This window comes from Streptomyces sp. EDA2-14, from assembly GCF_054963755.1.
The window spans coordinates 45,798-59,414 of the sequence record NZ_JBUEGE010000027.1; the positions used below are offsets into that span (position 1 = coordinate 45,798).

Here is a 13,617-nt window from a genome sequence, read left to right on the forward strand (position 1 = left end):
CGGGTCGGCGCGGGTCAGCCCACCAGGTCGGGAGAGCGCAGCATCTCCGGCGGGATGCCCCACGCGTCGACGAGGTCGACCGCGAGGGGCCTGACCTTGTGGCAGAGGTTGTTGATCTCACGGCTGATCGTCTTGGAGCGCTGGACGGTCAGCCGGCCGTGTTCCATGAACCACGCCCGGTCGGCCTCGATCGTGGACAGGGCGAACAGGTCGCACAACAGCCCCAGTGCCACCTTGTTCCCGTCGTCCGGCAGCGTGCGCAGCTTGTCGACGAACGCCTCCAGGACCAGGCGCTCGACGTGCGCGCGGGCCACCGAGATCACGTGATCCTGTACGTGGGAGAAGACGGCACCGGGATCCCGCTTCTCGTCCACCCCGCGCTTGAGCCGCCGGGCCAGGCCGGCGAGCATGTGCTCCTCGCGGAAACGGACCATGGCGAGCTGGTAGTCCGGGTCGAGCAGACCGGCCTCCTGGTCCCACTCGTCGCCACCGGGCAGCAGGTCGCGCACGCGCTCCAGGAGCTTGTGCACCGAGGTCTTCTCGATGACCGTCTCCACGGCCTGCCCGGTCACGAACCGGACCATGCCGAGCTGGTCGAGGTCCTCGAACTCGTGCGCGTAGTTCGTGAGGAGCCCCTTCGCCACGAGCTGCAGCAGGACGTGGTTGTCGCCCTCGAACGTGGTGAAGACGTCGCTGTCGGCCTTGAGCGCGGCGAACCGGTTGACGGCCAGGTAGCCGGCGCCGCCGCACGCCTCGCGGCACTCCTGGATCGTCCGCGTCGCGTGCCAGGTGCCGAGCGCCTTCGTGCCGGCGGCCCGTGACTCCAGCTCCCGCCTGGCCTGCTCGTCGTCCTGGTCCCCCGAGAAGACCTCGTGCAACTGGGTGCGCACCACGTCCTGGGCGAAGTGCAGGGCGTAGGTGCGGGCGAGCAGCGGCAGCAGGCGGCGCTGGTGCATCCCGTAGTCGAGCAGCAGCTGCTCTCCTCCGTCCGCCGCCGCCTCGAACTGCCGACGGCGCACGGCGTACTTCGTGGCGATCGCCAGGGCGACCTTGGCCGCGTTGATGGCGCCGCCGCCGACGCTGACCCGCCCCTGGACCAGGGTGCCGAGCATGGTGAAGAAACGGCGTCCTGGATTCTCGATGGGGCTCTCGTACACGCCGTCGGGCGTGACGTCGGCGAACCGGTTGAGCAGCGCCTCGCGCGGCACCCGCACGCCGTCGAACCAGAGGCGACCGTTGTCGACGCCGTTGAGCCCCATCTTCCGGCCCGCGTCCTCGATCCGTACGCCCGGTGCCGGTGCGCCGTCGACACGGACGGGCACGACGAACGCGTGCACCCCTTCTTCCTTGTCGCCCACCTTCAACTGGGCGAAGACGACCGCGAGTTCGGCGTGCCGGGCGGCGTTGCCGATGTAGTCCTTGCGCGCGGCGTCGCCGTGCGTGGTGATCACGAACTCCTGGCGCGTGGCGTCGTACGTCGCCACGGTGCCGAGCGCCTGGACGTTCGAGCCGTGCCCGGTCTCGGTCATCGCGAAGCAGCCCATCAGCTTCCCGGTGATCAGGTCCGGCAGATACGCCTGGTGGTGCCGCTCGGTGCCCAGGTGGAGGATCGCGCCGCCGAAGAGGCCGAACTGCACCCCCACCTTCACCAGGAGCGACAGATCGCCGTAGGCGAGTGTCTCGAACGCGGCGATCGACGCACCGATGTCGCCTCCCCCGCCGTACTCCTTCGGGAACCCCATCCCCGTCTGGCCCGTCGCCGCCAGCTCGACCGCGAGCTCGCGCACCCGCTCGCGGAACGCGTCGATGCCGAGCTCCTCGGCCTCTTCGAGGACGGAGGCGTGCGTCGACAGGTTCGTACGCACCAGATCGCGGATCTCGGCGTACTCGCCGTCGAGCAGCGCGGTCAGGGCCGGTACGTCGACGTCGGACGGTACGTGGCCGCCGGAGGACTGGGAGGCGTCGTTGATCATGGACTTCTGGTACCCCGTGAGGACGGAATGCAAGCGGTCCGAGTTTCGCGCGGCCCGGGGTGGCGAGGGAGGGCAGGCTCGTCGGACGTCAGGCGTTGTCGGCGATGAAGCCCGTGATCGCGGTGACGACAGCTTCGGGCTGCTCGTCGGGGATGAAGTGTCCGGCGTCGGGCACGACGACTCCGGTGACGTTGTCGGCCCAGGGGCCCAGGGAGGCGGCCATGTCCGGGACGGAGCCGTGGCTGCTGGAGATTCCGAGGACGGGCACGGTCAGGTGCCGCCGCTCCAGCGCCTCGCGGTTCTTGCGCGCCGACTCCCCGGCGTCCCGGTAGTACGCGAGGGAGGCGCGCAGGCCGCCGTCGGCGGCGACGGACGCCGCGTAGTGGTCGAGCTCGGCGTCGTCGAACGTATCGGGAGACAGGGCCTTCACCTTCAAGAACCAGCCGACGTATTCGCGTTCGCGCCCGGCGAGCAGCGCCTCGGGCAGGTCGGGCACGGTGTGGAACGCGAAGTGCCAGGTCTTCCACGCCCGGTCCGGGTCGGTGGGGATCGCCTCGGGGAGCGTGATCCCGGGGATTCCGGCGTCGAGCAGGGCGACCGCGCGCAGCTCGCTCTCGAAGCCGAGCGCGAGGGAGAAGGCGACCCAGGCGCCGATGTCGTGGGCGACCAGCGAGTAGGTCGACACGCCGAGAGCCCGCACGGCGGCGTGCACGTGTGCGGCGAGCACGTGCGTGTCGTAGCTGCCCTCCGGACGCTCGGAGTGGCCCTGACCCGGCAGGTCGATCGCGATGACGTGGAACCGGTCGGCGAGGCCGGGCATCACCTTGCGCCAGGCCCACCACGTCTGCGGGAATCCGGCGAGCAGGACGACGGTCGGGCCGCTCGACCGTCCGCCTTCGACGGCGTGCAGGCGGACGCCGTCCGCGTCGACCCAGCGGTGGGTGAATCCGGCCAGATGGCGCAGGGGCAGCTCGGGGACAGGGTTGCTTTCGGGGACGTGCGGGCTGCTGGTTGCCGGGGCGGTCACGTGGATCCTCCATCGGTGGCAGGCGTGCGGTGGGTGCGGGTGGGCGACGGTGACCACTGCTGAAGGCTACATCATCTTGAACTGATCAGTTCAAGATAGAATGGTGGGCAGCACGGTCCGCACCATCGACGCATCAACGAGGAAGTGCCGCGTGGCAGGCAAGAAGCAGTTCGACATGGACACGGCGCTCGACGCCGCGACGGTCCAGTTCTGGCGCGACGGCTACGCCGACACCTCACTGGACGACCTGTGCCGGGCAACCGGCCTGAACCGCAGCTCCATCTACTCCTCCCTCGGCGGCAAGGACACGCTCTTCCTGCGCTGCCTGGATCGCTACACCGCGCGCTACGGCGAGCAGTACGACGCCGCCCTGTCGGGTGCGGCCTCGGACCCCGTCGGCGCCGTGCGTGCGTTCTTCGACGTCACCCTCAAGCGCCTCGCCGACCCCGAACTGCCCGACGGCTGCCTGATCGTGCAGTCGGCCATGGCGATCCCGGTGCTGAGCCCGGGCGTCGCGGCGCACGCCAAGCACGCGCTCGGCCTCCAGCACCGGCGCCTGCACGCCGCGCTGAAGGCCGGCCGACTGGCCGACCAGGACGCCGAGGCCTTCGCGATGCACGCGGCGGCCGTGAACCAGTCGCTCGCCGTCATGAGCAGGGCCGGGGCGAGCCCGGCGCAGCTGCGGGCCATCGTGGGCGTGACCGTTGACGCACTGTCACAGGCGGTGCCCGCGTGACGCATCAGCGTGTGCCGTCGGCCGGCAGCTCCAGGTGGAGTTCGTAGCCGCCGTCGGACGTCGGGCCGGCCGCGACGGTGCCGCCGAGGAGTTCGGCGCGCTGGCGCAGGCCGAGGTGGCCGTGGTGTGCCCCGGGGAGCCGGAGCGCGGGGCGGGTGGACGACGTGTTGGTGACGGTGACGTGGAGGGTGCCGTCGTGCCGGTGGATGCGGACGGTCGCGGTCGCGCCGGGGGCGTGCTTGCGGACGTTGGTGAGCCCTTCCTGGACCGTGCGGTAGACGGCGCGCTGGACAGTGGGCGGAAGAACGTCCGGTGGATCGGTCTCGAGCCGGACCGGTATGCCACTGTCGCTGATCAGCCGGCGGAGATCGGCGAGTGAGGGCTGCGGGGTCAGCTCGGTGGGTCTGCTGCCGGATGCGCGCAGGACGCCGACCATGTGACGCAGTTCGTCGAGCGTCTGCACGCTGAGATTGCGGATCACGGCCCCGACCCGCTGCGCCTCCGCGTCCCGGCCGCCCACCTGGAGTGCGCCCGCCTGCACGGCGATCAGGCTCACCTGATGGGCGACCACGTCGTGCATCTCCCGCGCCAACTGCGCACGTTCCTTCGCCAACACGGCCTGCGCGGTGAGGAGTTCCTCGTGCTCGCGCGCCTGCGTGATCTCGGCGAGTCTCAGCGACAGTTCTCGACGAGCCTGAACAAGCTGCCCGAGAAAGACAGGGGCGACGGCCGTGGCCAGGGTGTAGGTGATGTGGACCCACGTGTAGGTCTCGGACAGTTCCTCGGGCTCCAGAGTCGACCACGGCCAGGGCATGAAGTCGCAGAACGCGAAGGCGAGGGCGCACCCCGCGAGCAGTACCCGGCGGCTGCTGAGCGCGGCGAGTGTGTAGAGCGCCACCATGGTGGCGAGGACGGCGTCGCCGACCACAGCGGTGGGGATCGTGAGCACGAAGACCGGCAGCGGTCTGATCCGCCGGGCCGCGAGCGCCGCGGCCGACAGGAGCCCCGCCGCGGTGGCGAGCCGCTCCTCGCTGTCGACATTGGTCCACACGTCGAGCAGGGCGACACCGACCAGCAGCCCGTCGAGCACCGCCGGAGGCGGCCACCGGAAGTGCATCACAGCGCACCGCCCGGGCTGGTCCCCAGCAGACCCGCGCGTTGGGCGATCAGCGCCGCTCGGACGCGGTTGCCGACCCGCAGTTTGTCGAGGATCACGCTGACGTGCCCCTTCACCGTGCCGGCGCTCAGGTGCAGCCGTGCGCCGATGTCGGCGTTGGCCAGTCCTTCGGCCATCAGCACGAGGACAGCGCGCTCACGTTCGCTGAGCGTCCCCACGAGGTGGACGGCGGCGAGCTCGGGAGCCCCTTGGTCGAGGTAGCCGTTGACGACCGTTCGCGTCACCCGGGGCGACAGGGCCGTGCCGTGTGCGGCCAGGAGACGTATCAGGCCCGGCAGTTGTTCGGGGTCGGTGTCCTTGAGGAGGAACCCTGCGGCTCCCGCCCGCAGTGCGGCCGCGACGTACTCGTCTGCATCGAACGTCGTGAGCATCGCCACCACGGGCGGAGCCTCCAGGCGCTGCAGCTCGGCCAGCACCGTCAGACCGTCCACGTCCGGCATACGAATGTCGAGCAGCACCACGTCGGGCACCAACTCTCGGACAGCCGAAACAGCTTGACCACCCGTCACACCGGACACCGCCTCGATGTCGTCGGCGGCATTGAGGATGAGGGCGAAGCCCGTGCGCACGAGCGCCTCGTCGTCCACCACCAGTACTCGGATCATCGGCGCTCCGCTCGTCGTCCGGCCCTCCCCTGTTCCGTACCATCCTCGGGGCCGGTTGTCCTCACGGCAGTGTTCGTTCCGGACGATCGGCTGGATGCTTTCGGACGATCGACGGGGTGGATCCGGAAGGCCGACGGGTGGGCCACCGCGCGCCATGCGCGAAACCTGGGGTGATGGCACACAACGCATCCCCCACCTCTCAACAGGCGGCGTGGACCGAGGCGGCGGCGGAAACCCCCTCCCCCGCCGCCGCCTCTTCACCGACCAGGCGCTTGATCGGCATCGACCTGGCACGCGGACTCGCCGTCCTCGGCATGTACTCCGCCCACGTCGGCCCGGACGTCACGGTGGGCGGCCCCGTCGGCTTCCTGCTGGAGACGGCGCGCGGGCGCTCCTCCGCCCTGTTCGCGCTGCTGGCCGGGATCTCGCTCGTCATCATCACCGGCCGCCCACGCCCCCGCACGGGTCGCTCCGGCCGCCAGGCCGTGGCCAGGGTCGTGATCCGCGCCCTCGTCCTCCTCGCGCTCGGCTACGCCCTCACGGCGCTGGACACCGAGGTCGACGTGATCCTCAGCTTCTACGGCCTGCTCTTCCTCGTAGTCCTTCCGTTGTACCGGCTACGGGCGTCGACGCTGGCTCTCATCGCCGCCGGCGGAGCCCTGGTCCTGCCTCAGTTGCTCCACGCGATACGCAACTCGATCGCGCTCGACGGAGGTTGGGCGGACACCGTCGTCCAGGCAGACCCGCTGGCTCGGCTCACGGACACGGACGGGCTCGTCGAGTTGCTCTTCTCCGGTGCGTACCCGGTCCTCACGTGGGCGCCGTTCCTGATCGCGGGCATGGCCGTCGCACGGCTCGACCTCGCCCGCCCCCGGACCCGAACCCGGCTTGCGCAGGTCGGTGCGTCGCTCGCCGTGCTCGGCTACGGACTGTCCTGGCTGCTCCTGCACCTCGTACCGAACGCCCTCACCACGATCGCGGGGGCCACGGACGGAGGCTCCGCCACATCGGCCTGGTGGTCCGACACGGTCGGCGAGCCGGGGAACGCGACCCCGCTGTCCTGGCTGCTGGTGGCCGCACCGCACAGCCAGACCACGTTCTCCATCCTGGGCAACACCGGAGTCGCGCTCCTGACGGTGGCCGCCTGCCTGACCGTCACCGACCGACTCCCCCGCCTCACGCGCGCCCTCTCCCCGGTCTCCGCGGTCGGCAAGATGGCCCTGACCGCCTACGTCCTGCACATCGTCGCCCTCTACCTCCTGCTCAACGTCTGGTACGTGGCCCCAGTCGACGGCGACGGACTGTCCGCCCTGCCCGTCCTGCTGGCCTTCATCACGTCCGCGCTGCTCCTGGCGGTGCTGTGGAACCGCCACTTCCGCAGGGGCCCACTGGAATACCTCCTCCACGCAGCCACCTGGCCCACACGCCGCGGCAAGCGCCCACCACCCACCCCGCCCCACCCCTCAAACGAGCCGCGCGACGCCTGACCCCTGTGCACGCCACAGCCTGCCCTCACCGCCGCACGGCAAGTCCCCGCTCGTCATGGGTGGCGGCAGGCCAGGGGCGCCGCGTGCGGCTGAGGGACCGCTGGATCCAGTCGGCGATGGTGTCCAGCTCGGCGTGCAGTTCGCCGCTCTCGATCCGGATGTCCGGCGCATCAGTGCGCCGCAGGAAGGCAGGGAGATTAAGGAGCTGCTCCCGGATCCAGGTGACGGGATCCGCCGTCAGTCCGGCGTCGAACACCCGGTCTCCGGGCTCACCGTCCTTGACGACCGGGTGCCAGTGAATGCGGTCGGCACGCCCGGGAGCGGACTCCAGGAGGTCGAGCCGGCAGAAAGCGGGCCGGAGCGACCAGCGGTCCGACGCGTAGATGCTGCCCTCGTGATGCTCGTCCACGGCCCGGAACTCGACCCGCAGCCCTCTCTCCCGGACATCCGGTCCCGTCTCGGCCGGATCCAGGAAGTCGATCTCCTCGGTTGTGATCGCCAGTTGTCCGAACTTCCAGACCATGTGCATCTCGGCTCCTCCTTGCCATCCGTACACACCAAACATTCCAGACCACGACGGCCTCGTGGGTGGTTCCGGGGGGGAGCTGAGGTCGAGCGGTGGCCCGCGGAACACGGCCTGCCGCGAACCGGCCGGAGTCGGCGAAGCCCCAGCGTGGCGGAACGGTCCCGGGGCGCCGTGTTCTACGGTGCCGGGATGTTGCGAGTTCGGGAGATGACCGAGAACGACATCGACGCGGTTTCAGCGATACGGGTACACGGTTGGCAGGCCGGTTACGCCGGCATCCTCCCGCAGCCGTACTTGGACGGTATGACCGTCGAGGACGACGCCCGTGAACGCAGGGTCCGGTTCGGCCGATCGCCGCGCGACGTGCTGAACCTGGTCGCCGTGGACGACCGTGCGGGGGTGGTGGGCTGGGCATGTCTGGGGCCCTGCCACGGCGACGCGCCCCCGGGAACCGGCGAGGTCTACGCCCTGTACGTCCGCCCCGAACTCACCGGGAACGGCATCGGCACCGTCTTGATGAACGCGGTTCATTCGCACGCCAACGACCAACGTCTCAGCGCATTGACGCTCTGGGTGCTGCAAGACAACGTACGCGCCCGCCACTTCTACGAATCGCTCGGCTACGCCGCCGACGGATCCTCTCAAAGCGACAGCTATGGCGGCACGTTGATCCCCGAGGTGCGTTACCGACGCGCCCAGCCCTGACGGCTCACAGCCCAGTTGCGTCGGGCGAAGGGCCGGCGGACGTTCAGGCGGCATGTGTCTCATCCGTGCAGTGCCCGATAGGCGGCCAGCGCCCCCGGGTGCAGTGCGATGCCGCCCGTGCCGATCAGGCTGCGGACGTCGAGGAACTGGGTGCCGACGGCGTTGCCCGGGACGAGGGAGCCGGCGTGTTTCACCAGCAGGCGGGTGAGCGCCTCCGCCACGTCGCGGTGGAGGTCGGGGCGGCACACCAGCAGGTTGGAGACGCCGATCGTGGCGACACCGCCCGCCGCGCGGTACGCGCCCTGCGGCAGCGGCACCTGCTCCAGGCCCGCCGCGGCGCGGCTGTCCCGGTCGCCAAGCCGGGGCAGCAGCTCGGCGAGCGGCAGGAAACGCAGACCGGGCCGCTCGTCCAGCTCCTTCAGCGCCGGCAGGGGGACGCCGCCCGCCACGAGCAGTCCGTCGACGCTGCCGGCCCGCATGGCGCCCGCCCCGTCGCTGAGCGGCAGATGACGCACCCGCACGTCCGTGCGGGCCGACAGACCCGCGGCGCGCAGCAGCCGTTGCCCGAACACGGCCGCGCCCGAGCCCGGAGGCCCCAACGAGACGACGTGTCCGCGCAGGTCGGCCACGGTCCGCACGCCCGCGTCCGCGCGCACGGCGAACTGGAGGTACGTCTCGTAGACCCGGCCGATCGCCCGCAGCGGCACGGGGCGGGGGAACACGTCGGTGCCCGCGGCGTCCCGCGCGGTCGCGGTGAGGGTGAGCGCGAGGTCGGCCCGGCGGTCGCGCAGCAGCTCGATGTTGTCGACGCTGCCCGCGGTGGTGCGCACACGGCAGCTCAGGCCGGGGTGCGCGGAAGTGAGTTGATCGGCCAGGAGGTGGCCGAAGGCCTCGTAGAACGCGGTCGGTTCCCCGGTCGCCAGGCGCAGGACACCGCTGGGCCCGCGGCCGCGCCCGGACACGTCGCCGGTGAGCGCGCCGCCGAGGGCGACGGTCGCGGTGGCGCCGAACGCGGCCCGCAGGGCGGTGCGGCGGTTCACCGGGCACCACCCGCCTCGTCCGCCCGCGGCAGGACCGCCCGCGCGCACAGGCCGTGCGGCCGGGAGGGGCGCAGCTCCAGGCGGCCGCCGCGGCCCGCCAGGAGCTGTTCGGCGATGGCGAGGCCCAGGCCGGTGCCCGTCGTCGAGCCGGTCTGGCGGCCGGAGCGCCAGAACCGCTCGGTGGCGCGGGTGAGTTCCTCCGCGTCCAGGCCGGGGCCGTCGTCCACCACCGTGAGGACCGCGTGCGGGCCCTCGGCGGCACAGCGGAGTGTGATCCCGGAGCCCCGGCCCGCGTATTTGATGGCGTTGTCGAGGAGGACGTCGGTGATCTGGACGAGCTCGTCCTCGGTACAGGCCACCAGGACGGGGGTGGCGGCGCGCAGGACGAGGCGTGTTCCCGCGCGGCGGGCCACGGGCTCCCACCGGCCGTGCTGCTCGGCCGCGACCGCCGCCGCGTCGCAGGCGGCGAACGGCCCGTCGGTCATGGCCAGTTCACCGGCACGGTGTTCCGCCGTGGCGAGTGCCAGCATGTCGTCGAGCAGGGTCTCCAGGCGGTCGACCTCGGTGGTGACCCCGGTGTAGGTGCGGTCCGCGGACGCGGGCAGGTGGGTGTGCAGGGCGTCGACGCGGAGCCGGAGCGCCGCCATGGGGTTGCGCATCTGGTGGGAGGTGTCGGCGACGAGACGGCGCTGCTGTTCCAGGGCCGCGGTGACCGTGCTCGCCATCCGGTTGAATCCGGTGGCCAGCTGGCGCAGTTCGGGCGGGCCGGTGGCGCGGGTGTGCTCGGGGGGCAGTCCCGCGGCGAGCTGGCCGACGGCGCGGTCGAGGCTGCGCAGCGGCCGGACCACCCAGCGGGTGACCGCACGCGCCAGGGCCGTGCAGGCGAGGGCGACCAGCGCCGCGGCGGCGAGGACGGCGGCCCAGCGCCACGTGATGTCACCGGCCGCGGTGCGCACGGAGGCCCGCAGGACCACGGCTCCGGAGACCCTTGTGCCGGTTCCCGCGGGCTCGGCGAACATCCGGTGTCCCCGCGACCACGGCGTCAGCGAACCCTTCGGATGTGCGGTCTGGTTGCGCAGGGCGGCGTCGGTGAGGCGGGACACCTCCGGGTCGGCGGCCCGCATGCCGCCGGTCTCGACGACAGGTCGGTGACGTGTGTCGGTGACCACGAGTGCCTCCCCGTACAGCCGGGTGTAGCGGCGCGCCTCCGCGACGACCGCGGAGGTGTCTCCCGTCGTCGCGGCCTGGTCCATGAGGGAGCCGAAGCGGTCGAGGTCGGAGCTGCGGGCCAGCACCAGCTCCTGCGTACGGTCCGAGGCGGTGACCACGAGCAGCGGTACGGCGAACGCCGCGACGGCGAGCACCACGAAGGCGAGCAGCGCGGCCTGGACCCGGTTGCGCACGGCGTGGCTCCTCAGCCCGTCGCGTCGCCGAACCGGTAGCCGAAGCCCCGGATCGTGGTGAGGAGGTCGGGGCGGCTCAGCTTGGCGCGGAGCTGGGTGAGGTGCACGTCGAGGGAGCGGGACACTCCGTGGTGGGCGTCGCCCCACACCTGGTCGAGGACCTGCTCGCGGCTGACGGCGGTGCCGGCGCGCGCGGCGAGGACCGCGAGGATGTCGAATTCCTTGGTGGTCAGCTCGATGTCTGTGCCTCCGGCCGTGACCCGGCGTGCGTCGAGGTCGATCTCGACGTCGCCGACGCCGACCTTGCGGGCCCCGGGTGCGCTCCGGGCCGCCGTGCGGCGGGTGACGGCGTCGATCCGGGCGAGCAGTTCCGCGAGTCGTACCGGTTTGACCAGGTAGTCGTCGGCTCCGAGGCGCAGCCCGCGCACCACCGAGCGTTCGTCGCCGCGGGCGGTGAGCACCACCACCGACATGTCACTGACCGCCCGCAGCGAGCGCAGTACCTCCAGTCCGTCGATGTCGGGCAGGCCGAGATCGAGGAGCAGCAGGTCGGAGCTGCGGTGGTAGGTCAGCACGTCCGAGCCGTGCGTGACCCGCCTGGTGTCGTGTCCGTGGTCGTAGAGGACCTCAAGCAGCGCGCCGGCCACTCCGTCGTCGTCCTCGGCCAGCAATATGTGCACGTTTCCCGGCCTCCCCTCAGCGGTGTCTGTGCGGTTGCCGCCGGCCTACGAATGTAGACCACGTCCCTGAGACACGTGTCTCGGGTGACCGCCGGGTCCCGCATGTTAAGGGACGGTTAGTTCCGTGTGCGGGGCGCTCGCACGGTCCGTACGGCGGGGTCAGGGTGCGGTCGTCGACGACGATCCGTACCTCCGAAGGACACCACCATGATCATCGACTGTCACGGTCACTACACGACCGCGCCACCCGCGCTCGCCGCCTGGCGCGAGCGGCAGATCGCCTCGCTCACGGATCCCGCCGCGGCCCCCGCCCGCGCGGACCTGAGGATCAGCGACGACGAGCTGCGGGAGACCGTCGAGCCGAACCAGCTGCGGCTCATGGACGAGCGCGGCATCGACCTGACCGTCTTCTCGCCGCGCGCCTCCTTCATGGCGCATCACGTCGGCGACTTCGCCACCTCGGCGGCCTGGGCGTCGATCTGCAACGACCTGTGCCACCGCGTCGCCCGGCTGTACCCGCGGCGATTCGCCCCCGCCGCGATGCTGCCGCAGTCCCCCGGCGTCGACCCGGCCACCTGCGTCCCCGAACTCGTGCGCTGCGTGGAGGAGTTGGGCGCGGTCGCCCTCAACCTCAACCCCGACCCGTCCGGCGGGCACTGGACGGCGCCGCCGCTCACCGACCGCTCCTGGTACCCCGTCTACGAGAAGATGGTGGAGTACGACATCCCGGCCATGGTTCATGTCAGTACGAGCGTGAACCCCGCCTTCCACACCACCGGCGCGCACTACCTCAACGCCGACACCACGGCGTTCATGCAGCTCGTCCAGGGCGACCTGTTCACCGACTTTCCCACGTTGCGCCTGGTCATCCCGCACGGCGGCGGCGCCGTCCCGTACCACTGGGGGCGCTTCCGCGGGCTGGCGATGGCCCTCGGCAAGCCGCCGCTGGAGGAGCACGTCCTCGGCAACGTCTTCTTCGACACATGCGTGTACCACCAGCCGGGCTCGGACCTCCTGTACGACGTCGTACCGGCCCGGAACATCCTCTTCGCCTCGGAAATGATCGGCGCCGTCCGGGACATCGACCCGTGCACCGGCCACCACTTCGACGACACCCGCCGGTACGCGGAGGCGGCACGGCTGCCCGCGGACGATCTGGCGGCCGTCCAGGAGCACAACGCCCGCGCCGTGTACCCGCGCCTGGACGCGCTGCTGAAGAGCCAGGGCCGCTGACCACCGGCCGCCACTCCACCACCGCGAGAGACCGGCGGCCACCCCACACACCGCGAGGGATCAGACCCGTGCACACACTTTCCCCCAAGACCCCCGGCTGGCTGGACTGGTACCAGAACCCGTCCGAGCCGACATTCCGGCTGCCCGCAGGAGCCGTGGACACCCACTGTCATGTCTTCGGCCCGCAGGCCTCGTTCCCCTTCGCGCCGGAGCGCAAGTACACACCCTGCGACGGCGGCAAGGACCAACTCTTCGCCCTGCGGGACCGCTTGGGCATCACCCGCAATGTGATCGTGCAGGCCACCTGCCACGGCGCGGACAACTCCGCGATGGTCGACGCCGTGCGCGCCGCGGACGGCAGGGCCCGCGGCATCGCCACCGTCCGCCCCGACATCACCGGGCGCGAGCTGCGCGACCTCGACGCCGCGGGTGTACGCGGCGTGCGCTTCAACTTCGTACGGCGCCTGGTGGACACCTCGCCCACGGAGGCGCTCACCACCATCGCGCGGAAGATCGCCCCACTGGGCTGGCACATCGTCCTCTACTTCGAGAGCGTCGACCTGCCCGAACTGGAGGGATTCTTCGGCTCGTTGCCCACTCCCCTGGTGATCGACCACATGGGGCGCCCGGACGTGCGCCAGCCCGTGGACGGCCCCGGGTTCAGCCGGTTCCTGCGCTTCGTGGACCGTCATGACGTGTGGGTGAAGGTGACCTGCCCCGAGCGCCTCAGTGTCACAGGACCCGCCGCGCTCGACGGGCAGCGGCGCGCGTACACGGACGTCGTCCCCTTCGGCCGCCGCGTGGTCGAGGAGTTCGGCGACCGGGCTCTGTGGGGCACGGACTGGCCCCACCCCAACCTCACCGACCACATGCCCGACGACGGACTCCTGGTCGACCACGTGCCGCAGGTGGCGGTGACCGAGGAGGAACAGCGCAGGCTCCTCGTCGACAACCCGATGCGCCTGTACTGGCCCGGCGAGCCCCTCTGAGTCCTGCCCCTCCCCCTGAACCCACTCACCTGACTC

At 71.3% G+C, this 13,617-nt stretch carries 13 protein-coding genes; 5 read left to right on the plus strand and 8 right to left on the minus strand.

What is annotated here, in order from left to right; translation table 11 throughout:
- Positions 1–14 precede the first annotated feature (14 nt).
- Both ACY34M_RS38525 and ACY34M_RS38530 read right to left on the minus strand, forming a co-directional pair.
- Positions 15–1,973 carry an acyl-CoA dehydrogenase family protein gene (locus tag ACY34M_RS38525; protein ID WP_462723029.1) on the minus strand — a complete coding sequence of 653 codons (1,959 nt, stop codon included), beginning with the start codon at positions 1,971–1,973 and terminating at the stop codon, positions 15–17.
- Between the two features lie 88 nt (positions 1,974–2,061).
- The gene (locus ACY34M_RS38530) at positions 2,062–3,000 is read right to left on the minus strand and encodes an alpha/beta fold hydrolase (protein WP_462723028.1); all 939 of its coding nucleotides are present in this window, start codon (positions 2,998–3,000) and stop codon (positions 2,062–2,064) included.
- Between the two features lie 151 nt (positions 3,001–3,151).
- On the opposite strand from ACY34M_RS38530, the gene ACY34M_RS38535 reads away from it, so the two are divergent.
- On the plus strand, positions 3,152–3,736 hold the full coding sequence (locus ACY34M_RS38535) for a TetR/AcrR family transcriptional regulator (RefSeq protein ID WP_462723027.1): 585 nt from the start codon (positions 3,152–3,154) through the stop codon (positions 3,734–3,736).
- A 4-nt stretch (positions 3,737–3,740) separates the two neighbouring features.
- Here ACY34M_RS38535 and ACY34M_RS38540 read toward each other — a convergent pair whose 3' ends face one another.
- Positions 3,741–4,853, minus strand: a complete 1,113-nt coding sequence (locus ACY34M_RS38540) for a sensor histidine kinase (protein ID WP_462723026.1) — start codon at positions 4,851–4,853, stop codon at positions 3,741–3,743.
- Entirely contained in the window at positions 4,853–5,518 is a 666-nt protein-coding gene (locus ACY34M_RS38545; RefSeq protein WP_462723025.1) for a response regulator, read from the minus strand. The genes ACY34M_RS38540 and ACY34M_RS38545 overlap by 1 nt, the downstream gene beginning before the upstream one ends.
- A gap of 173 nt (positions 5,519–5,691) precedes the next feature.
- Between ACY34M_RS38545 and ACY34M_RS38550 the strand changes: the two genes are divergently transcribed.
- The gene (locus tag ACY34M_RS38550) at positions 5,692–7,005 is read left to right on the plus strand and encodes a DUF418 domain-containing protein (RefSeq protein WP_462723024.1); all 1,314 of its coding nucleotides are present in this window, start codon (positions 5,692–5,694) and stop codon (positions 7,003–7,005) included.
- A gap of 25 nt (positions 7,006–7,030) precedes the next feature.
- Here ACY34M_RS38550 and ACY34M_RS38555 read toward each other — a convergent pair whose 3' ends face one another.
- Positions 7,031–7,534: a hypothetical protein gene (locus ACY34M_RS38555; RefSeq protein ID WP_462723023.1), complete on the minus strand. Its 504-nt coding sequence runs from the start codon at positions 7,532–7,534 to the stop codon at positions 7,031–7,033.
- Positions 7,535–7,738: 204 nt separating this feature from the next.
- Between ACY34M_RS38555 and ACY34M_RS38560 the strand changes: the two genes are divergently transcribed.
- On the plus strand, positions 7,739–8,236 hold the full coding sequence (locus ACY34M_RS38560) for an N-acetyltransferase family protein (RefSeq protein ID WP_462723022.1): 498 nt from the start codon (positions 7,739–7,741) through the stop codon (positions 8,234–8,236).
- Between the two features lie 59 nt (positions 8,237–8,295).
- Here the strand turns inward: ACY34M_RS38560 and ACY34M_RS38565 are convergent, their stop codons facing one another.
- From ACY34M_RS38565 to ACY34M_RS38575, 3 genes are read right to left on the minus strand one after another with little or no spacing between them, the layout of a single operon-like run.
- Entirely contained in the window at positions 8,296–9,276 is a 981-nt protein-coding gene (locus tag ACY34M_RS38565) for a TAXI family TRAP transporter solute-binding subunit (protein WP_462723021.1), read from the minus strand.
- Complete coding sequence (locus ACY34M_RS38570; protein ID WP_462723020.1) at positions 9,273–10,679, minus strand: sensor histidine kinase; 1,407 nt, start codon at positions 10,677–10,679, stop codon at positions 9,273–9,275. The genes ACY34M_RS38565 and ACY34M_RS38570 overlap by 4 nt, the downstream gene beginning before the upstream one ends.
- A gap of 11 nt (positions 10,680–10,690) precedes the next feature.
- Positions 10,691–11,359: a response regulator transcription factor gene (locus tag ACY34M_RS38575; protein WP_462723019.1), complete on the minus strand. Its 669-nt coding sequence runs from the start codon at positions 11,357–11,359 to the stop codon at positions 10,691–10,693.
- Positions 11,360–11,566: 207 nt separating this feature from the next.
- Here ACY34M_RS38575 and ACY34M_RS38580 point away from each other — a divergent pair, with 207 nt between their 5' ends.
- Positions 11,567–12,592 (plus strand): amidohydrolase family protein, encoded by a 1,026-nt coding sequence (locus ACY34M_RS38580; protein WP_462723018.1) that lies wholly within the window; start codon positions 11,567–11,569, stop codon positions 12,590–12,592.
- Between the two features lie 68 nt (positions 12,593–12,660).
- Positions 12,661–13,581 (plus strand): amidohydrolase family protein, encoded by a 921-nt coding sequence (locus ACY34M_RS38585; RefSeq protein ID WP_462723017.1) that lies wholly within the window; start codon positions 12,661–12,663, stop codon positions 13,579–13,581.
- Positions 13,582–13,617 lie beyond the last annotated feature (36 nt).

Bases quoted from the DNA above. Each gene is read 5' to 3' on its own strand.
- ACY34M_RS38525 (WP_462723029.1), bottom strand. From the start codon at position 1,973: ATGATCAACGACGCCTCCCAGTCCTCCGGCGGCCACGTACCGTCCGAC.
- ACY34M_RS38540 (WP_462723026.1), bottom strand. From the start codon at position 4,853: ATGCACTTCCGGTGGCCGCCTCCGGCGGTGCTCGACGGGCTGCTGGTC.
- ACY34M_RS38545 (WP_462723025.1), bottom strand. From the start codon at position 5,518: ATGATCCGAGTACTGGTGGTGGACGACGAGGCGCTCGTGCGCACGGGC.
- ACY34M_RS38550 (WP_462723024.1), top strand. From the start codon at position 5,692: ATGGCACACAACGCATCCCCCACCTCTCAACAGGCGGCGTGGACCGAG.
- ACY34M_RS38555 (WP_462723023.1), bottom strand. From the start codon at position 7,534: ATGCACATGGTCTGGAAGTTCGGACAACTGGCGATCACAACCGAGGAG.
- ACY34M_RS38560 (WP_462723022.1), top strand. From the start codon at position 7,739: ATGACCGAGAACGACATCGACGCGGTTTCAGCGATACGGGTACACGGT.
- ACY34M_RS38580 (WP_462723018.1), top strand. From the start codon at position 11,567: ATGATCATCGACTGTCACGGTCACTACACGACCGCGCCACCCGCGCTC.